Origin of the sequence: Streptococcus sp. 5905 (assembly GCF_013276505.1) — a bacterium.
In the GTDB taxonomy this organism is placed as follows: domain Bacteria; phylum Bacillota; class Bacilli; order Lactobacillales; family Streptococcaceae; genus Streptococcus.
On record NZ_VMLC01000005.1, the window covers coordinates 63,994 to 83,244 of the forward strand.

24 protein-coding genes and 1 pseudogene are annotated in these 19,251 nt (G+C 41.1%); 19 read left to right on the top strand and 6 right to left on the bottom strand.

Annotated features, from left to right (window positions below; all coding sequences use genetic code 11):
* The first annotated feature begins 20 nt into the window (after window positions 1–20).
* The 8 genes from HT680_RS08085 (at window position 21) to rpsD (ending at window position 8,340) form a co-directional block, all read left to right on the top strand.
* On the top strand, window positions 21–926 hold the full coding sequence (locus HT680_RS08085; protein WP_173259566.1) for a LysR family transcriptional regulator: 906 nt from the start codon (window positions 21–23) through the stop codon (window positions 924–926).
* A 140-nt stretch (window positions 927–1,066) separates the two neighbouring features.
* The gene (locus HT680_RS08090) at window positions 1,067–1,831 is read left to right on the top strand and encodes a nucleoside phosphorylase (RefSeq protein WP_173259568.1); all 765 of its coding nucleotides are present in this window, start codon (window positions 1,067–1,069) and stop codon (window positions 1,829–1,831) included.
* Window positions 1,832–1,864: 33 nt separating this feature from the next.
* Complete coding sequence (locus HT680_RS08095; RefSeq protein ID WP_173259570.1) at window positions 1,865–3,241, top strand: potassium transporter TrkG; 1,377 nt, start codon at window positions 1,865–1,867, stop codon at window positions 3,239–3,241.
* 13 nt (window positions 3,242–3,254) lie between these two features.
* Window positions 3,255–3,920, top strand: a complete 666-nt coding sequence (locus HT680_RS08100) for a TrkA family potassium uptake protein (RefSeq protein ID WP_173259572.1) — start codon at window positions 3,255–3,257, stop codon at window positions 3,918–3,920.
* Between the two features lie 155 nt (window positions 3,921–4,075).
* On the top strand, window positions 4,076–5,716 hold the full coding sequence (locus HT680_RS08105; RefSeq protein WP_173259574.1) for a fibronectin-binding SSURE repeat-containing protein: 1,641 nt from the start codon (window positions 4,076–4,078) through the stop codon (window positions 5,714–5,716).
* Between the two features lie 80 nt (window positions 5,717–5,796).
* Window positions 5,797–6,495: a response regulator transcription factor gene (locus tag HT680_RS08110; RefSeq protein WP_173259576.1), complete on the top strand. Its 699-nt coding sequence runs from the start codon at window positions 5,797–5,799 to the stop codon at window positions 6,493–6,495.
* Window positions 6,492–7,526: a HAMP domain-containing sensor histidine kinase gene (locus tag HT680_RS08115; protein ID WP_173259578.1), complete on the top strand. Its 1,035-nt coding sequence runs from the start codon at window positions 6,492–6,494 to the stop codon at window positions 7,524–7,526. Before HT680_RS08110 ends, HT680_RS08115 begins: the two co-directional genes overlap by 4 nt.
* A gap of 202 nt (window positions 7,527–7,728) precedes the next feature.
* Entirely contained in the window at window positions 7,729–8,340 is a 612-nt protein-coding gene (gene rpsD, locus HT680_RS08120; protein ID WP_000092756.1) for a 30S ribosomal protein S4, read from the top strand.
* Between the two features lie 131 nt (window positions 8,341–8,471).
* Here the strand turns inward: rpsD and HT680_RS08125 are convergent.
* The 3 genes and pseudogenes from HT680_RS08125 to HT680_RS08135 all read right to left on the bottom strand — a co-directional run bounded on the left by HT680_RS08125 (window position 8,472) and on the right by HT680_RS08135 (window position 10,157).
* Window positions 8,472–8,990, bottom strand: a pseudogene (locus HT680_RS08125) (HXXEE domain-containing protein).
* A 202-nt stretch (window positions 8,991–9,192) separates the two neighbouring features.
* Window positions 9,193–9,531 (bottom strand): Cd(II)/Zn(II)-sensing metalloregulatory transcriptional regulator CadX, encoded by a 339-nt coding sequence (cadX, locus tag HT680_RS08130; RefSeq protein ID WP_000711085.1) that lies wholly within the window; start codon window positions 9,529–9,531, stop codon window positions 9,193–9,195.
* A gap of 11 nt (window positions 9,532–9,542) precedes the next feature.
* Window positions 9,543–10,157, bottom strand: a complete 615-nt coding sequence (locus HT680_RS08135; protein WP_021002064.1) for a CadD family cadmium resistance transporter — start codon at window positions 10,155–10,157, stop codon at window positions 9,543–9,545.
* A 28-nt stretch (window positions 10,158–10,185) separates the two neighbouring features.
* Here HT680_RS08135 and HT680_RS09210 point away from each other — a divergent pair, with 28 nt between their 5' ends.
* A complete protein-coding gene (locus HT680_RS09210) occupies window positions 10,186–10,359 on the top strand; it encodes a FanG protein (protein WP_084975733.1) in 174 nt (57 codons plus the stop codon).
* Between the two features lie 77 nt (window positions 10,360–10,436).
* On the opposite strand, the gene rpmG is transcribed toward HT680_RS09210, so the two are convergent.
* Both rpmG and rpmF read right to left on the bottom strand, forming a co-directional pair.
* Window positions 10,437–10,586: a 50S ribosomal protein L33 gene (rpmG, locus tag HT680_RS08140; protein WP_001265622.1), complete on the bottom strand. Its 150-nt coding sequence runs from the start codon at window positions 10,584–10,586 to the stop codon at window positions 10,437–10,439.
* A gap of 15 nt (window positions 10,587–10,601) precedes the next feature.
* Window positions 10,602–10,784, bottom strand: a complete 183-nt coding sequence (rpmF, locus tag HT680_RS08145) for a 50S ribosomal protein L32 (protein ID WP_000290417.1) — start codon at window positions 10,782–10,784, stop codon at window positions 10,602–10,604.
* Between the two features lie 230 nt (window positions 10,785–11,014).
* Here rpmF and ilvD point away from each other — a divergent pair, with 230 nt between their 5' ends.
* Complete coding sequence (gene ilvD / locus HT680_RS08150) at window positions 11,015–12,718, top strand: dihydroxy-acid dehydratase (protein WP_173259580.1); 1,704 nt, start codon at window positions 11,015–11,017, stop codon at window positions 12,716–12,718.
* Window positions 12,719–12,892: 174 nt separating this feature from the next.
* Here ilvD and HT680_RS08155 read toward each other — a convergent pair whose 3' ends face one another.
* Window positions 12,893–13,234: a metal-sulfur cluster assembly factor gene (locus HT680_RS08155; RefSeq protein WP_001204052.1), complete on the bottom strand. Its 342-nt coding sequence runs from the start codon at window positions 13,232–13,234 to the stop codon at window positions 12,893–12,895.
* 123 nt (window positions 13,235–13,357) lie between these two features.
* On the opposite strand from HT680_RS08155, the gene HT680_RS08160 reads away from it, so the two are divergent.
* From HT680_RS08160 to HT680_RS08200, 9 genes are all read left to right on the top strand, one after another.
* Complete coding sequence (locus tag HT680_RS08160) at window positions 13,358–14,209, top strand: Rgg/GadR/MutR family transcriptional regulator (RefSeq protein WP_173259582.1); 852 nt, start codon at window positions 13,358–13,360, stop codon at window positions 14,207–14,209.
* Window positions 14,210–14,520: 311 nt separating this feature from the next.
* On the top strand, window positions 14,521–15,768 hold the full coding sequence (locus tag HT680_RS08165; protein ID WP_173259584.1) for a transporter: 1,248 nt from the start codon (window positions 14,521–14,523) through the stop codon (window positions 15,766–15,768).
* Between the two features lie 77 nt (window positions 15,769–15,845).
* The gene (gene hisS, locus HT680_RS08170; RefSeq protein ID WP_173259586.1) at window positions 15,846–17,126 is read left to right on the top strand and encodes a histidine--tRNA ligase; all 1,281 of its coding nucleotides are present in this window, start codon (window positions 15,846–15,848) and stop codon (window positions 17,124–17,126) included.
* Window positions 17,126–17,590 (top strand): hypothetical protein, encoded by a 465-nt coding sequence (locus tag HT680_RS08175; RefSeq protein WP_173259588.1) that lies wholly within the window; start codon window positions 17,126–17,128, stop codon window positions 17,588–17,590. Before hisS ends, HT680_RS08175 begins: the two co-directional genes overlap by 1 nt.
* A 9-nt stretch (window positions 17,591–17,599) precedes the next feature.
* Complete coding sequence (locus tag HT680_RS08180; protein ID WP_173259590.1) at window positions 17,600–17,806, top strand: helix-turn-helix transcriptional regulator; 207 nt, start codon at window positions 17,600–17,602, stop codon at window positions 17,804–17,806.
* Window positions 17,806–17,994, top strand: coding sequence for a hypothetical protein (locus HT680_RS08185; protein ID WP_001046118.1), 189 nt, complete (start codon window positions 17,806–17,808; stop codon window positions 17,992–17,994). Before HT680_RS08180 ends, HT680_RS08185 begins: the two co-directional genes overlap by 1 nt.
* The gene (locus HT680_RS08190; protein ID WP_001046130.1) at window positions 17,981–18,178 is read left to right on the top strand and encodes a hypothetical protein; all 198 of its coding nucleotides are present in this window, start codon (window positions 17,981–17,983) and stop codon (window positions 18,176–18,178) included. The genes HT680_RS08185 and HT680_RS08190 overlap by 14 nt, the downstream gene beginning before the upstream one ends.
* 2 nt (window positions 18,179–18,180) lie before the next feature.
* Window positions 18,181–18,531: a PspC domain-containing protein gene (locus tag HT680_RS08195; protein ID WP_173259592.1), complete on the top strand. Its 351-nt coding sequence runs from the start codon at window positions 18,181–18,183 to the stop codon at window positions 18,529–18,531.
* A gap of 13 nt (window positions 18,532–18,544) precedes the next feature.
* Window positions 18,545–19,246: a DUF3169 family protein gene (locus tag HT680_RS08200; RefSeq protein WP_038804363.1), complete on the top strand. Its 702-nt coding sequence runs from the start codon at window positions 18,545–18,547 to the stop codon at window positions 19,244–19,246.
* The last annotated feature ends 5 nt before the right edge of the window (window positions 19,247–19,251 follow it).

Here is a 19,251-nt window from a genome sequence, read left to right on the forward strand (position 1 = left end):
TAAAAGAAAAGGAGTGAAAAATGGACACAAGTAAATGCCAGGCGGTTCTAATTGCCAGTGAAACAGGTTCTTTTTCAGCTGCAGCAGAACAACTCAACTATACTCAGTCAGGGATCACTAGAATGATTTCTAGCTTGGAAGAGGAATTAGAATTTTCTTTGTTTATCCGCAGTAAAAAAGGAGTTCGTTTAACTGAAAATGGGAAATTGATGTTGCCTTATTTCAGGGAAATCGTTGAATCTAGTCAGGCTGCGCAAGAGATGAGCGATGATATAAAAGGAGTCGTCCGTGGTTCTATCACGATTGCCTGCTACTTTAGTGTATCCTCTATGTGGATGCCTCGTCTTTTAAAAGTCTTTTCAGAAAGCTATCCCAATATACAGATTAAGTTGTTGGAGGGTGGGAATAAGGAAATAGCTAAGTGGTTGGCAGAAAAATCTGTCGATATCTGTTTATGTGCAGAACCTCAAGATAAGACGGATTATAGTTGGGAAGAACTCTATCGGGATCCACTTCTTGTTTGGCTTCCTAAAAATCATCCTAAGGTTAGACAAGCTCAATACGAGATAAAGGATTTAGAGGCAGAGGATTTTATTCATACCTTACCAGCTCAAGACACAGATCAGGACAGACTAATTGAGCAAGAAGGTTTACATTTAAAAACACGTTTTACAACAAAAGATGGATTTACTACCTATCAGTTAGTAAAAGCAGGATTAGGAGTGAGTTTTAATCAGGCTATGATAGCACAGGATTGGAAAGAAGATGTAGTCCAGTTGCCCCTAAACCCACCACGGTTTGTCTCACTCGGGCTTGCTTTGCCAAGACAGAGACCAACTTCTCCAGCAGTGCAACGATTTCTTAAATGTATGGAAGAGGAGCTTTCGGAATTGCTAATATTCAATGAAAATCAAAGAGCAAACTAGGAAGCTAGCCGCAGGCTGTACTTGAGTACGGCAAGGTGAAGCTGACGTGGTTTGAATTTGATTTTCGAAGAGTATAAAGACAACTCCTTGACACTGTGTCATCTTTTGATACAATAGTACAAAATTAGAGGAGGTGGGCTATGATTCAGAAGCATGCGATTCCCATTTTAGAGTTTGATGACAATCCTCAGGCGGTCATTATGCCAACGCATGAGGGGTTAGATTTGAAGTTGCCAAAGAAGTGTATCTATGCATTTTTGGAGGAGGAGATTGACCGTTATGCTCAGGAAGTAGGGGCGGACTGTATTGGTGAGTTCGTTTCTGCCACTAAAACGTATCCAGTGTACGTCCTCCACTACAAGGGCGAGAAGATTTGTCTGGCCCAAGCGCCTGTTGGTTCTGCTCCAGCAGCCCAGTTTATGGATTGGTTGATTGGCTATGGTGTGGAGCAAATCATTTCCACTGGAACCTGTGGCGTCCTAGCCGATATAGAGGAAAATATCTTTCTCGTCCCTGTTCGCGCTCTGCGAGATGAGGGGACCAGCTACCACTATGCAGCGCCTTCTCGTTATATGGAGATGCAGATTGAGGCTATCTCTGCCATTGAGCAAGTCTTGGAACAAAGAGGCATTCCTTACGAGGAGGTCATGACCTGGACGACAGATGGTTTTTACCGAGAGACGGCTGAAAAGGTTGCCTATCGCAAGGAAGAAGGCTGTGCTGTTGTGGAGATGGAGTGCTCTGCTCTTGCGGCAGTAGCCCAGCTACGTGGGGTTATCTGGGGAGAGTTGCTCTTTACCGCAGACTCCTTAGCGGATCTAGATAACTACGACAGTCGTGACTGGGGCGCAGAAGCTTTTGATAAGGCACTCGAACTCTGTCTTGCCATTGTGCACTACATGTGAGTGTTCTTACTGTTTTTATGGTAGAATGTAGCTATGTTATTCAAATCTTTTTTGGAAAAAATCAGGACGACACTGGCTCGTTTATCGCCAGCCCGTCGCATCTTTTTAAGTTTTGCTCTAGTAATCTTCTTGGGCTCGCTTCTTTTAAGCCTTCCCTTTGTGCAAGCAACAACGTCACAAGCGACCTATTTTGACCATCTCTTTACGACTGTGTCTATGGTCTGTGTGACAGGGCTCTTTACCCAGCCGGTAGCCTCTACTTACAATATATGGGGCCAGTTGATCTGTATGCTCTTGATCCAGATTGGCGGTTTGGGGCTCATGACTTTTATCGGAATCTTTTATATCCAAGGCAAGCAAAAGCTCAGTCTTCGTGGCCGTGAGACTATTCAAGAAAGTTTTGGTTATGGAGAAACCCAGTCTCTAAAGGACTTCATCCGCTCGATTTTTCTGACGACTTTTTTGGTGGAAGGGATCGGTGCCTTTCTTCTGAGTTTCCGCTTCATTCCTGAATTTGGATGGGGACGAGGGGTTTTAACTTCTATCTTTTTGGCTGTTTCAGCTTTCTGTAATGCTGGATTTGATAATTTTGGAAGTACGAGTTTGGTAGCTTTTCAAACGGATCCCTTGATCAATCTAGTGATTGCAGGATTGATTATCACGGGGGGGCTAGGATTTATGGTCTGGTTTGACCTAGCGACCCAGTTTGGGAAGAAAAAACGCCGTCTTCGCTTTCATACCAAGCTGGTTCTCTTTTTAACGGCGGGAATTCTGCTCTTTGGAACCGTATCGACTTTGTTCATCGAGTGGAACAATCCTGGAACGATTGGAAATCTCAGCGCTCCAGAAAAACTGCTAGTTAGTTTCTTCCAGACAGTCAGTATGAGAACTGCAGGCTTTGCTTCAATTGACTACACCCAGGCTCGACCAGTTACCTTACTGATCTACATTTTGCAGATGTTTCTGGGCGGGGCACCTGGAGGGACAGCAGGGGGGCTCAAGATTACGACCTTCTTTGTCTTGTTGGTCTTTGCTCGCAGTGAATTATTGGGCTTGCCTCATGCCAATGTAGCTCGGAGGACCATTGAACCCCGAACCGTGCAAAAATCTTTCAGTGTCTTTATTATCTTCTTGCTGACCTTCTTGCTGGGCTTGATTCTATTAGGGGTAACCGCAGAAGGAAATCCGCGCTTTATCTACCTCATGTTTGAGACCATTTCAGCACTTGCAACTGTTGGGGTAACGGCGAATTTAACGCCGGAGTTAGGTAAGTTAGCCCTCAGTATCGTCATGTTGCTGATGTTTATCGGCCGTATTGGTCCCTTGACACTACTGGTCAGTGTAGCGGAATACCAGCCAGACAAGAAAGATACGATTCACTATATGAAAGCAGATATCACTATCGGATAAGAAAGGAAGAACGATGTCAGATCGGACAATTGGAATTTTAGGCTTGGGAATTTTTGGGAGCAGTGTTTTGGCTGCCCTAGCCAAGCATGACATGAATATCATTGCTATTGATGACCACGAGGAACGCATCAATCAATTTGAACCTGTGCTGGCGCGTGGGGTAGTTGGAGATATCACGGATGAAGAACTCCTTCTATCAGCGGGGATTGACACCTGTGATACCGTAGTTGTCGCAACGGGTGAAAATCTGGAGTCCAGTGTTCTAGCGGTTATGCACTGCAAGAGTCTAGGAGTGCCGACCGTTATTGCCAAGGTCAAAAGCCATACAGCTAAAAAGGTGTTGGAAAAAATTGGCGCGGACGCAGTCATCTCACCAGAGTTTGAAATGGGGCGCTCATTGGCACAGACCATCCTCTTTCATAACAGTGTAGACGTCTTTCAGCTGGACAAGAATGTATCGATTGTCGAGATGAAAATCCCTCAATCGTGGGTAGGTAAAAGCCTCAGTCAGCTAGATTTACGTGGGCGATACAACCTCAACGTACTTGGCTTTCGTGCCTACGAAAATGCTCCTCTGGATGTCCAATTCGGGCCCAATGACCTCTTGCAGGCAGATAGCTATATCATGGCCGTCATTAATAACCAACATCTGGACACCCTGGCTGAACTGAGTGAGTAGGAGAGGAAGGGTACTCTCTTTCCAAATAATTAACGATTCAATATAAGTATTTTATAAGAGGGATTTAAGAAAAATTTTAACTTTTTCTTAATCCTTTTTAATTTTAGGAGATTATACTAGAATCATCAAAAAAAGAAAACCCTAAGGAGAATCCTATGAAATTCAATCCAAATCAGAGATATACTCGTTGGTCAATTCGCCGTCTCAGTGTCGGTGTTGCTTCAGTTGTTGTGGCTAGTGGCTTCTTTGTCCTAGTTGGTCAACCAAGTTCTGCACGTGCTGATGTCGTCAATCCGACTCCTGCCCAAGTCGTGCCAGACGCTGCTTCGGTGAGTGAAAAGAGCGACTTACCAGCAGAGGTTCTCAAAAAAGCAGTCGATGTAGCTCTTCCTTCAGAACAGTCTATTCCAACACCTAAAGCAAGTGTGGATACCACAAGCTCTTCAGAAAAAGCGGACGAAACTGCTAAAGAGCCAGTAGTAGCACCAAAAGAAGAAGTGCAAGCACAACCTGACTCTAAGAAACAAACAGAAGATGCAGTTAAACCTGTGGAAAGTTCTGAGTCTACAGTTTCTGGACAAGACCGTGAAGCCAGTGAAGCGCAACCAGCGACCACCCCAGCTGAAGTGCAAAAAGGTGTGGCTGACAATACTAAAGACACAGTAGATGTCCCAGCTACTTACTTGGACAAAGCCAATTTCCCGGGACCATTTACAGCCGGTGTCAACCAAGTCATTCCATATGAATTCTTCGCTGGTGACGGCATGTTAACTCGTCTTATCTTGAAAGCATCCGATAAGGCTCCATGGTCCGACAACGGAACAGCTAAAAATCCTGCTCTCCCACCAGTAGAGAAATTGGGCAAAGGTCTTTACTTCTACGAAGTAGACTTGGCAGGTACCCAAGGAAAATCAGATAAAGAGCTGCTTGACCTCTTAAAACAAAACGGCACTCAAAGCTATAAGGCAACCATCAAGGTGTACGGTGCGAAAGACGGCAAGCCTGACTTAACTAATTTGGTAGCGACTAAAGATTTGGATGTTAACTTGAATGGCTTGACCACACCAAATCAGGTTAAAGAGTCTGTTGTTAACAATGTCAAAGACATGATTGATGTTCCAGCTAGCTACCTTGATAAGGCTAAGGTTCCTGGACCTTTCTTGGCCGGTGTCAACCAAGTTATTCCATACGAAGCTTTTGGTGGAGATGGTATGTTGACTCGCCTCTTGTTAAAAGCCTCAGACAAAGCCCCATGGTCCGACAACGGAACAGCTAAAAATCCTGCTCTATTGCCACTTGAAGGCTTGGCTAAAGGCCAATATTTCTACGAAGTGGATTTGAATGGCAATACGGTTGGCAAAGATGGTCAGGCCTTGCTGGATCAACTTCGAGCTAACGGAACACATACATACCTAGCTACTGTTAAAGTCTATGGCGCTAAAGACGGCAAACCTGATTTGACCAATCTGATTGCTACTCGTCAAGTAACGATTCGACTTCGTGGAAAAGAAATGGCGACAATACCATCTCAACAAGGTCAGATGAATACGAAGCCTTCTGAAACAGGCTCTACAGGTACGACTGAGGGTATGATGGGTACAAATCACCATATGTCAGATATGAAAGTAGATCAACCAGCTTCTAGCCCAATGGCTAATATGATGAAAAAAGATGATAAAGCGATGCTACCCAATACTGGGGAAGCTAAAACGGCTACAGCTGGCCTTGGTATCTTTGGTCTAGCCTTGGCAGGTCTTGTTGGACTTTTGGGCTTGACAACCAAACGAGAAGATTAAGATTCAAATCACTTAAACATTAGGGAAAATAGTGTTATACTAAAGCAAGTATAACACTGTTTTTATCGAAGGAGTGTCAGATGAAAAAGACAATTTTGCTGGTTGATGATGAGATAGATATTCTAGATATTCAAAACCGCTATCTTATACAGGCAGGTTACGATGTTTTGGTCGCCCATGATGGTAGGGAGGGATTAGAACTTTTCAGAAAAAAATCTATCGACCTCATTATCACAGATATCATGATGCCCAATATGGACGGTTATGATTTTATCAGTGAGGTTCAGTATATCGCTCCGGATCAACCCTTCCTCTTTACAACTGCTAAGACAAGCGAACAGGATAAGATTTATGGATTAAGTTTGGGGGCAGATGATTTTATAGTCAAACCCTTTAGCCCACGCGAATTGGTTTTGAGAGTGAATAATATCTTGCGTCGCCTTAGCCGTGGAGGAGAGACAGAACAGATCGAGTTTGGTGACTTGGTAATCAACCATGTGACTCATGAGGTTCGCATTGGGGAGCAACCTTTGGAATTGACAGTAAAATCCTTTGAACTTCTATGGGTACTAGCCAGCAATCCTGAGAGAGTCTTTTCAAAGACGGAACTTTACGAGAAGGTATGGCAAGAGGACTATGTGGATGATACCAATACACTCAATGTTCATATCCATGCTTTGAGGCAAGAGTTGACCAAGTATACAAATTCAAATGCTCCTGCTATCAAAACTGTCTGGGGTTTGGGCTATAAGATGGAAAGACCAAGAGGTAGAAAATGAAATTAAAAAACTATATTTTAGTGGGGTATCTAGTGTCGACTCTACTAACGATTTTGGTCGTTTTCTGGGCAGTCCAACGAATGTTGATTGAGAAAAGTGAAGTTTACTTTCTAGTTGGAATGACCTTGATTGCTAGTTTCATTGGCGCTGCAGTGAGCATCTTTCTTTTGTCGCCTGTGTTCTCTTCTCTGAAACATTTGAAAAAACAAGCTCAGGATATAGCAAGCAAGGATTTCAGCACAGAAATTGAAACCAAAGGACCATTAGAATTTCAAGAGCTGGGCCAGGCTTTTAATGACATGTCCCACAATTTGCAAGCCACCTTTCAATCACTTGATGAGAGCGAGCAAGAAAAGAGAATGATGATTGCGCAGCTCTCTCACGATATTAAAACTCCCATTACTTCTATTCAGGTTACTGTGGAGGGAATTCTAGATGGAGTGATTAAGGAAGAGGAGCGGCTCCACTACTTAACCACGATTGGTCGGCAAACCGAGCGCCTGAACAAGCTAGTGGAGGAATTGGATGTTTTGACTCTTAACACACAACCTCAAGATACTGCTGATGAAGAAGTCGAAGAGGTCTTTTTAGATCAGTTGCTGATTGAGTCAATGAGTGAATTTCAACTCCAGATTGAACAAGAGGAGCGGGATGTTTACATTCAAGTGTCACCTGAGTCGGCGAAAATCAAGAGCCATTCTGACAAACTTTCTCGCATTTTAGTTAATTTGTTAAACAATGCCTTTAAATATTCAGAACCAGGAACCAGAATCGAGGTTCTTGCCCAATTAACAGAACAAGAGCTGACAATCAGTGTGAAAGACGAGGGTCAGGGGATCCTTCCTGAAGATTTGGAAAAGATCTTTAAACGACTTTATCGTGTAGAAACTTCGCGCAATATGAAGACAGGTGGGCATGGATTAGGACTTGCGATTGCACGAGAACTAGCACATCAGCTTGGTGGCGAAATCACAGCAGAAAGTCAGTATGGCTTAGGAAGCAAGTTTACATTCAGCCTCAAATTGAAATAAAGGCGTAAAATCCCTTTACAAATCTAGCTTTTCATGGTACAATAGCCTTTGTGTGAAATAGCAGCAGGAAAGCATGAAGCTCGTCAACAGGTGTCTTATGACAAGTAACCTTGGCTGTTTAGGCGAAGGGCATCTGCACGAATCAGGGCTTTCTAAGTGACTATTTCCACCGAAATATTATTTATATCAGGAGGACATACACATGTCACGTTATACAGGACCATCTTGGAAACAAGCTCGTCGCCTTGGCCTTTCACTTACAGGTACAGGTAAAGAATTGGCACGTCGTAACTACGTACCAGGACAACACGGACCAAACAACCGTTCTAAATTGTCAGAATACGGTTTGCAATTGGCTGAAAAACAAAAACTTCGTTTCACTTACGGTGTAGGTGAAAAACAATTCCGTAACTTGTTCGTACAAGCTACAAAAATCAAAGGCGGAATCCTAGGTTTCAACTTCATGCTTCTTTTGGAACGTCGTTTGGATAACGTTGTTTACCGTCTTGGTCTTGCGACTACTCGTCGTCAAGCACGTCAATTCGTAAACCACGGTCACATCCTTGTTGACGGAAAACGTGTTGATATCCCATCATACCGCGTAACTCCAGGTCAAGTGATCTCAGTTCGCGAAAAATCATTGAAAGTTCCAGCAATCCTTGAAGCAGTAGAAGCTACTCTTGGACGTCCAGCATTCGTATCATTCGACGCTGAAAAATTGGAAGGTTCATTGACTCGCTTGCCAGAACGCGACGAAATCAACCCAGAAATCAACGAAGCACTTGTCGTTGAATTCTACAACAAAATGCTTTAATTTTAAGAAATATCTTACAGAAAGCCTACAACAGTGGGCTTTTTGCTTTGTATTAAAAAATAGAATACCTCCTAGTCGTGAAGGAGGATAAGAAAAAATTCCCTGCAAATTGAAATTGCAAGGAACTTTTGTTAATAGTAATGGACAAGCCAGGCGGAATACTTTTTTCCAAGCCAGAGAGCAAAGAGGAGATTGATGACGACAATGCCTGAACCGACCAGTGAAAATAGGAAAAATTCGCTAGTCGAAACTTGCCACAAATGTACGATGTCTGTAATCAAATAAGCACTGACAGGAAAACAAATTGTAGAAGTAACCAGAGCAGGAATATACTTGCGAAGAAGGATTGATTGTCCGATATGGAGCAAGAGATGAAGCGCAAAGGCTACAAATCCCCCTAACCAAACTAATTAGAGCGCTCTAGATTGACTAAAATGTGCTAATAAAGTGATGGATAAGACAAGGAAAAATTCCTCAAAAACAGCGAGGGCAAATCCCTCTGTTGTAACTCCTTTGTGGATTTTGAGAATAGTTGGAGCCTTTTGGGCCAGCAAGGTTTTGTTGAGACGGATCCAAGGGACAAGACCGATAATTTCTTCCATATCGTGAAAGATAAAAAGTAGAGGAAACATCCAAAGATAAAACGCCATAAATCTCTCCTGAAAAGCTAAAGATTGCTCACCAATCAAGCAAAAAACGCCCAGTAAGGCGTTTTGAGTTAGGTATGCTTATTTAACCTCTGTAAAGATTAAATAATTTCTATTTTAGCTGTTAGAAACATTGATGTAGCAATGTTTTTAGAATGCTACATAATAAAAGGTAGAGTGAATGGTAGAGTAGTAAAAATAGTTGTTATCCTAGTTGATTAAAAAAATCTCTGATTTCCTCATCTTTTATAAAATAATATATAATTTTCCCCTCTCTTCTAGTATCCAAGATGTTTTGATTGGCTAGTTTACGAAGATGGTGGGAGGCAGATGCCATACTGAGATTTAGTAAACAGGCTATATCACAGACACAGAGTTCTTCAACAGCAAGGAGATAAAAGATGATATTTATCTGTTTATTATCGGTAAATTTTGATAAAATGCGAAGTGATTTTTGGACTTTTTCCTTTTCAAGGTAGTTCGTTGCGGTTGTAACATTTTGTTGATTTATAATATTCACTTGGCATATACTATCTTTTTTCATAATTTTTTCTCCTAGCCGAACACAGTCCTTAGTATGTTAAAGCTGTTGTTTTCAATCAGGATATACATCCCCAATCCTAAATAAACAACGGCAATAAACCATCTGCTATATTTTTCCAAAGTTTCTCCAACAGAAGGGACTTGTGCCAATTTTTGGGCAGAAAAAACCAAGAGATAAATCATGACTAGAAAAGTAAGTAAAGCCACTATCAAATTCGCTAAATTTAAGGTAATAAAATATGGGACAAAAACACCAATATTGTCAGCACCACAACTTGCAAAAGTAATCATAGCTACTAGAAAAATCAGGTTTTTATCATCTTTGCGCAAACCATCTTTTGCAATAGCTTCCCCATCAGAATCTCCTAAAAGCAAAACTTTGAGTCCTAGGAAAATTGGAATCAAACCGAGCAAACCTAAAATCTCTTTACTAGGAATATAATTTAAGACAAATGCAAAAAGTAAACTTAGCAATATTAGACTAACAGAGCCTAGAAATTGTCCTAAATAGATGTTAATGATGTCTTTTCTGCTTTTTCTTTTGGCAAAAAATAACATTAGGATAATAAGTAAGTCTACGGCTGTCCCAGAATACAGGATTATTGAAGTAACAACATTTTGAACCATAAAACACCTCGTTCAAATATATTTTTGAATGTATTTTAACATTAAACTTTGTAGATGTCAACTTCAGCTCCATCAAAATACAGATAAGAAGGTAGTGTACCAAACATTAAAAAGCCCTGCCATCGAAATGATAGCAGGGCTTAACTTCAATATCCAGATGATATATTTATCTAAAAAAGGTAGAGTTTGGACTGAAATATAGTGAAATGTATTGAAATTGAAAAAAGAAAAAACGCTTGAAATCAGCGTTTTTCTTATGTATTGATTCGTATTGAATGCTTACTTAACTTCTGTAAACACTACGTGTTTGCGAAGTTTTGGTGAGTATTTCTTCAATTGAAGACGGTCTGGAGTGTTACGTTTGTTTTTAGAAGTAAGGTACAAGCGTTCACCAGATTCTTTGTGTTCAAGTGTGATATTTACGCGCATGGTATCTCCCTTCTATTATTCAGCTGATGCAGCTTTGGCGATTTTACGTCCTTTGTAGTATCCTTTAAGTGATACGCGGTGAGAACGTGAGTAATCTCCAGTAGTTTCGTCAAAGTTTACAGATGGAGCTGTTACTTTGTAGTGTGTACGACGTTTGTTTTTCTTCGCTTTTGACGTGCGACGTGCAGGTACTGCCATTTTGATTTCTCCTTTAGGTATTTATATTCGATTCAATCTACTGATTTTCATCAACCATATTAGAATAACACATTTTTTTTGTAAAGTAAAGTTACTTGACAAAAAAAGATGAAAAAATTAGAAGCCATTCAATCAAATTAATCGAAATTTTCTGAAAATTCAAGAATTTCCTTCTGTTCATTGCCTTTAAAATGTGCTATAATAGTAAAAACTGAAACGGGAGGGATAAGATGACTGAATTAGATAAACGTCACCGCAGTAGCATTTATGACAGTATGGTTAAATCACCAAACCGTGCCATGCTTCGTGCGACTGGTATGACAGATAAGGACTTTGAAACACCGATTGTGGGAGTGATTTCAACTTGGGCGGAAAATACACCATGTAACATTCACTTGCATGATTTTGGGAAATTGGCTAAAGAAGGTGTCAAATCTGCGGGCGCTTGGCCGGTACAGTTTGGAACCATTACCGTAGCAGACGGGATTGCCATGGGGACGCCAGGTATGCGTTTCTCTCTAACATCTCGTGACATCATCGCGGACTCCATCGAGGCGGCTATGGGTGGTCACAACGTGGATGCCTTCGTCGCTATCGGTGGCTGTGACAAGAACATGCCTGGTTCTATGATTGCCATTGCCAACATGAATATCCCAGCTATTTTCGCCTATGGTGGGACTATTGCACCGGGTAATCTTGATGGCAAAGACATTGACTTGGTTTCTGTTTTTGAGGGAATCGGAAAATGGAACCACGGTGATATGACAGCTGAGGACGTGAAACGTCTCGAATGTAATGCCTGCCCTGGCCCTGGTGGCTGTGGTGGTATGTATACAGCTAATACCATGGCGACTGCTATCGAAGTTCTAGGGATGAGTTTGCCAGGATCTTCATCTCACCCAGCTGAATCAGCCGACAAGAAAGAAGATATCGAAGCAGCAGGACGTGCTGTTGTTAAGATGCTTGAGCTTGGTCTCAAACCATCAGATATCTTGACTCGTGAAGCCTTTGAAGATGCTATCACAGTAACCATGGCGCTCGGTGGTTCTACTAATGCCACTCTTCACTTGCTTGCTATTGCCCATGCGGCTAATGTTGACTTGTCACTTGAGGACTTCAATACGATCCAAGAGCGTGTGCCTCACTTGGCTGATTTGAAACCATCTGGTCAGTATGTCTTCCAAGACCTCTACGAAGTCGGTGGTGTGCCTGCGGTTATGAAATACCTCTTGGCAAATGGTTTCCTTCATGGCGACCGCATCACATGTACTGGTAAGACCGTTGCTGAAAACTTGGCTGACTTTGCAGACCTCACACCAGGTCAAAAAGTTATCATGCCACTGGAAAATCCAAAACGTGCAGATGGTCCATTGATTATCTTGAACGGGAACCTTGCCCCTGATGGAGCAGTTGCCAAGGTATCAGGTGTTAAAGTTCGTCGTCACGTTGGACCGGCTAAAGTCTTTGACTCAGAAGAAGATGCTATCAAGGCTGTCTTGATAGATGAAATCGTTGATGGCGATGTTGTCGTTGTTCGTTTCGTGGGACCTAAGGGAGGTCCTGGTATGCCTGAGATGCTATCACTTTCATCCATGATCGTTGGTAAAGGTCAAGGAGATAAGGTCGCCCTCTTGACGGATGGCCGTTTCTCTGGTGGTACTTATGGTCTGGTTGTCGGACATATCGCTCCTGAAGCTCAGGATGGTGGACCGATTGCCTACCTCCGTACAGGCGATATCGTTACGGTCGACCAAGATACCAAAGAAATTTCGATGGCCGTATCCGAAGAAGAACTTGAAAAACGCAAGGCAGAAACAACCTTGCCACCACTTTACAGCCGCGGTGTTCTCGGTAAATATGCCCACATCGTATCATCCGCTTCTCGCGGAGCCGTGACAGACTTTTGGAATATGGACAAGTCAGGTAAAAAATAAACAAGAAAAGCAAGCCATTTTCGGCTTGCTTCTTTTCATCTTCAAAAGTGATTTGCCTGCTTATACTCAATAAAAATCAAAGAGCAAACTAGAAAGCTAGGTGCAGGTTGCTCAAAGCACAGCTTTGAGGTTGGAGATAAAGCTGACGTGGTTTGAAGAGATTTTTGAAGAGTATTAACGAGGTGGCAGTCCAAGGGCGATACGGCCGTAGCGACTGATTCGTGTAATCTTCCAAGCGGGAGACCAGGTAACTTCAACCTTGACGTCCTCGATACCCTCGATTTGTTTCAGACCTGCGACGATTTCGATAGGCAAGCTTTCGGCGCAATCACAGGCAGTATCGGTGAAAGTCATGACAATCTTGCAGAGACCTGTTTCGTCCAGATTGATTTCATAAATCAAGCCCAGATTGTAAACATCCAATTCCACATCTGTATCAAAAACCTTCTCTAGTTTTTCGATAATTTGGTCTTGTAAGGCCAAAGCGCGGTCATTGATTTTGATATCGTCTCTCATAACAGTCCCTCCACGTGACAAATATCCTCTATTTTCTCATAATTCTGACAATTTAGCAAGTTTTTGATGAATTTTCTGAAAAATATGATAAAATGAAGAAAATATGGAATCAAGGGGAAGGCGATGGAGCAGATTGGAACAGTCTTTAGACAATTACGAGAATCAAGAAATATCTCGCTAAGACAAGCAACTGGGGGACAATTTTCGCCGTCCATGTTGTCCCGATTTGAAACAGGTCAGAGTGAACTTTCGGTGGGAAAGTTTCTGTTTGCCTTAGAAAATATATCTGCGAGTGTAGAGGAAATCCTCTTTCTGGCGAGAGGTTTTCAGTATGATACAGATTCTGAGTTGAGAAAAGAAATCACAGATATCTTGGATCCAAAGAACATAGCACCTCTCGAGGACTTGTATCGCAAGGAGTATCAAAAGCATGCCGATTCTCAAAACAAACAGAAACATATTCTAAATGCTATTATTATCAAGTCTTATATGAAAAGCATGGATGAAACGGTAGAGTTAACAGCAGAGGAAGAGAAAGTCCTTCATGATTACCTGTTTTCTACCGAGATTTGGGGAATTTATGAACTCAATTTGTTCTCAGTTAGTTCCCCACTCTTATCTGTTCCTCTTTTTACTAGATATGTACGAGAAATGGTCCGCAAATCTGATTTTCTAATGGAAATGAAGGGAAATCGGAACCTTTTTCACACCATGCTACTGAATGGTTTTTTAGCCAGCATTGAGTGTGAAGAATTTACCAATGCCCATTATTTTAAACGTGTCATCGAAGAGCATTTCTACAAGGAAAATGAGACCTATTTCCGAATTGTCTATTTGTGGGCAGAAGGCCTCCTTGATAACAAGCAAGGCAGGGTCAAGCAAGGACAAAAGAAGATGGAAGATGCTGTCCGTATTTTTGAGATGCTTGGCTGTAACAAATCTGCCGAATACTATAGAAATACGACCGATTATTGAATATTTGCAAGTTAAGAAAATAATTTGAAATTTGAAGCGATAGAACTCTGGCCCTCTCTCAGGTCATTACAAAAGTTCTATCGTTTTTTTCTTATTTTGTGTGTTGCATATATTCAAAAAAATTCCTCGCTAATTCATAAGTGCTATACTGTAGTCATACTTCATATAGAACTTATACTCTTCGAAGATCTCTTCAAACCACGTCAGCTTCCGTCCACAACCTCAAAACCCTGTGTTGAGCAACCTTCGGCTAGCTTCCTAGTTTGCCCTTTGATTTTCATTGAGTATTCGAACAAAAAGGGAGATTATCTATGAAACTATTGTTCAAAAATCAAGCTTATCGACTGTTAACTTTGTCACGATTCTTCAATGCTTTTGGTGCTTCGATTTTTAACCTGGTATTTATCGTCTATGCATCGACCTTGCCACAAGCCTCTTTTGCGGTTGCTATGGCGAATATTGTCATGATTCTTCCGACTCTCTTTACAGTTTTTGTAGGGATTCGGGCAGATTACACGAGGGACAAGGTCAAATGGATGACCTATAGCGGTTTGTTTCAGGCTCTTCTCTTTTTCCTAGCAGCTTTGGTACTTGGTCAAGCCAGTCTCTTTGCCTTTTCTAGCCTGTGTTTGATTAATGTCATCAGTGATGTGATCAGTGATTTTGCAGGTGGCTTGCGCATGCCTCTCATTAAGGAAAAAGTAGCTGAAAATGATTTGATGGAAGCTTACTCTTTTTCCCAGTTTATCACCTATATTTCAGCTATTGGTGGTCAAGCTTTCGGAGTCTGGCTCTTAGGTCTATCGGTCAACAATTTTTCTCTCGTTGCGGGAATCAATGCTTGTTTTTTCCTAGTATCAGCCTCTATTCTCTTTTTAGGAAGAAGCAAATTAAACCTGTCAATCTCATCTCCTGATGGCGAATTAGTAAAAAATGAGAAGCTTTCTATCAAAGACCAGTTCCTAACAATTTACCGAAATTTACGTCTCGTTTTTCTTAAAAGTGGACAGAAAAACTTTGGTTTCATGATCTTTGCTGTCTTGCTTATCAATTCCTTGGGTGGCGCTTTAGGAAGCATTTATAATATCTTCTTTTTGAGCCATTCTCTCTTGAATTTTTCTTACACAGAGGCAATATTTATCAATCAATTCTGTGTTTTAGTAGCAGTCATCATCAGTAGCCTTACGGGCAATGATTATTTTGGAAAGCGGTCCTTGCCTAGATTGATGATGTGGGCGACATTAGGGATCGGTCTAGTTGGTCTAGCTAACTTATTCAATCAAGTCGTGCTTGGTTTGCTATTTCTCTTTTTTACTCTGTATGTGTCTGGTAAAGTTTCACCAAAGATTAGTTCCATGCTCATGAAAAATCTAGCTCCAGAGGTTCTAGCTCGTACCAGTAATTTTTTGGGTTTATTGTTTACCCTATCCATACCTGTAGGAACAGCTTGTTTTTCATTTGTAGCCGTATGGAATATACAGTTGACTTGGATGCTATTTGTTGGTTTTTCCTTGCTAGCTATTTTTTTGACAATTCTTAATCTCAAAAATGATATTTGAATCCTAATTTTTTTCTCACTGTTTTATTCCTCTATTTATGGTAAAATAGGACTATTAAGTTATAAAGAGGATTTTCTATGAAATTACAAAAACCAAAAGGAACGCAGGATATTTTACCTGCTGAGTCTGCCAAATGGCAGTACGTTGAAGGCTTTGCCCGTGAAATTTTCAAGCGCTATAATTACGCAGAAGTGCGCACGCCTATTTTTGAGCATTACGAGGTCATCAGTCGTTCCGTTGGAGACACGACCGATATCGTAACCAAGGAAATGTACGATTTTTACGACAAGGGAGATCGTCATATTACTCTCCGTCCAGAAGGAACAGCGCCAGTTGTCCGTTCCTATGTGGAAAACAAACTCTTTGCACCAGAAGTTCAAAAACCAAGCAAGTTCTACTACATGGGCCCAATGTTCCGCTATGAGCGTCCGCAAGCAGGACGTTTGCGCCAGTTCCACCAGATCGGTGTGGAGTGCTTTGGTTCTAGCAATCCAGCTACCGATGTGGAAACCATCGCTATGGCAGCCCATTTCTTGAAAGAGATTGGTATTAAAGATGTGAAACTGCACCTCAACACTCTTGGAAATCCTGAGAGCCGTGCGGCCTACCGTCAAGCCCTGATCGACTACTTAACACCGCTCAAGGAGACCTTGTCTAAGGATAGCCAACGTCGTTTGGAGGAAAATCCTCTCCGTGTCTTGGACTCTAAGGAAAAAGAAGACAAGCTAGCAGTAGAGAATGCACCGTCTATCTTGGACTTCCTTGATGAAGAAAGCCAAGCCCACTTTGATGCTGTGCGTCAGATGTTGGAAACTCTCGGAGTAGACTACATCATCGATACTAATATGGTGCGTGGTTTGGACTATTACAACCACACAATTTTTGAATTTATCACAGAGATCGAGGGCAATGACTTGACAGTCTGTGCGGGTGGTCGCTACGATGGCTTGGTTGCTTACTTTGGAGGCCCAGAAACTGCTGGATTTGGTTTTGGACTTGGTGTAGAGCGCCTGCTTCTCATCCTTGAAAAGCAAGGGGTGGTCCTCCCTATCGAAAATGCCCTAGATGTCTATATCGCAGTCTTGGGCGAAGAAGCAAATGTCAAGGCCTTGGAGTTGGTACAAGCCCTTCGCCAACAAGGATTTAAAGCAGAACGTGACTACCTCAACCGGAAGCTCAAAGCTCAGTTCAAGTCAGCCGATGTCTTTGCGGCTAAGACCCTCATCACGCTAGGAGAGAGCGAAGTCGAAAGCGGACAAGTGACAGTTAAGAACAACCAAACCCGAGAAGAAGTTCAAGTGTCACTTGAGGCAATCAGCCAAAACTTCTCAGAAATCTTTGAAAAATTGGGCTTTTAATGACAGATAAACTGGTCAGGATCTTGTTCCTGACTTTTTTCTTTTGCATAATGACAATAATCATAAACTTTTTGACAAATATACTTGTCAAAAAGAAAAGGATGTGTTACAATATAAGCAAGTTAAGAGAAAAGGAGAAAAGAACGATTATGTGGGCATTAGGATTTGTACCTCTTGTGATTATGTATTATATATACCATTCCCAAAAGGTCAAGAAATTAGAGAATAAAATCAAAAGAATTGAGCAAAAAGAGAAAGGAAATATAGAAATGTCAAGAATTTTAAAAGAATTGATTGGGAAAAAACCAACAATCGTTGGACAATTATTTGGAACAGACAACTGGGAAGTTGTGGATGTTGATGAGGAATGGGTCAAGCTACGCCGTGTTGATAAAAAGGGAAAAGAAAAATTTAAACTACAACGTATTGAGGATATCCAAACCGTTGAATTTGGCGGAAAGTAGGTCTGTGACATGCAACTTAAAAATCGTTTAAAAGAGCTTCGGGCTCGCGATGGTCTCAATCAGACCGAACTGGCCAAGTTAGCAGGAGTTTCCAGACAGACCATTAGTCTACTAGAACGGGACGAATACACCCCGTCCATTGTGATCGCCCTGAAGATTTCGCATATATTCAATGAACCAGTCGAGTCGGTATTTCGTATAGAGGAGGATGAGTGATGAACAAGTATAAAGTGATTTATTATATGAGTGTTTTTGCCTTTATTGTGAATGCTTTCGCTATGATTGGAACATTATTCGGTTGGTTTTATTTTGTTGAAAGTAAGTATTTGTTTTGGATTAATTTAGTCCTCTTGTCCATTCTCAATTGGTTAAAGAAGAAGGAGAAAAATGATGAACAAGTATAAAGTGATTTATTATGTAGTTGCCATAGCCCTATTAGTCAGCGTATTTCTACTGATTGGGATGGACCTAGGCTGGTTTAATCTGTATCAAAGTGACCAATTTATTTGGGTCTACTTTGCTCTCATCCCAGTAATTGAATGGATTGAAAAGAAAGCAAACAATTTAGCAAGTGAAAAAGGAGAATGAATATGAAAAAGTTTTTAGCAGATTTTCAAGTAGATACTGAACATAAAGAACTTGCAGGTGTTTGTGCAGGTTTAGGAAATTATTTTAACATTCAAGCCAATATCGTTCGTTTGGTGACAGTCTTGTTGTTTCTCTCTTCTACGGAGATTGGGATTATAACAGTAACTCTCTATGCCTATCTAGCAGGTTGGCTTGGCAATGAACCCTTGGGAGATGGAGCAAAAAAAGCTAGAAACCAAGCTATTCTTTTGTTTGCTGTTTGTTTGATTTTGGTGTCACTTGGAACAGAGGGCTTGACAGCTATTTATGAATCAGGTAAAGTGTTTGGTCAGTGGTTAGCTGGATTAGTTTAGAGAAAGGATGAATATGAAAAAGAAACATTTATTAATTTTGTTGGGGAGTTTACTGTTAGGTGTTTTATTGGGAATGATCGGTACGGGTTTTGCTAGTCTTCGTTCAGAGATTTCTCAAGATCAAGTACTGTTTGTTTTAGATACCTTCTTTTTCTGGCTTGGAATTATTTCAACAATTTTAGCTCTTTATTTTACCAGAATGAGTCGTAAAGCCTACAATAACTACCAAAGAGAAGAAGACGATGAACAAAGTGAACAAGACTATATTAGGATGTATCGTTTCTTAGATTATGGTACAGTGGCTAACAGTATTTTGCTAATTAGTATGTTATTCAGCTTAGTTGCTATGTTTCCTGAGTTTAGATTATCTTTATCTCCTTTTCTCTTAGCCATACTTGTAATTTTTGTGGGTAGCTATTGCTTCAACACGACTAGCTTGATCCGTAATTATAAACTTTCTATCATGGCAACCCCTAAGGAAATGTTAGAATTCCTAGATACTTATGATGAGGGAGAAAAACAAGCAGAAATGGAAGAAGCTTACTTAATCTTGCTCAAGATTAATCAGACGATCTTGCCAGCTATCTACATTCTCTTGATGGTTTTATCACTGGTGTTAGGTGAAGTACAGCTGATTGCTTTAATTATAGCGGTTGCTATTCATATTTATATCAACCTTGCACAATTACGCAAAACAAAACGTTACTTTAAGTAAAAGGA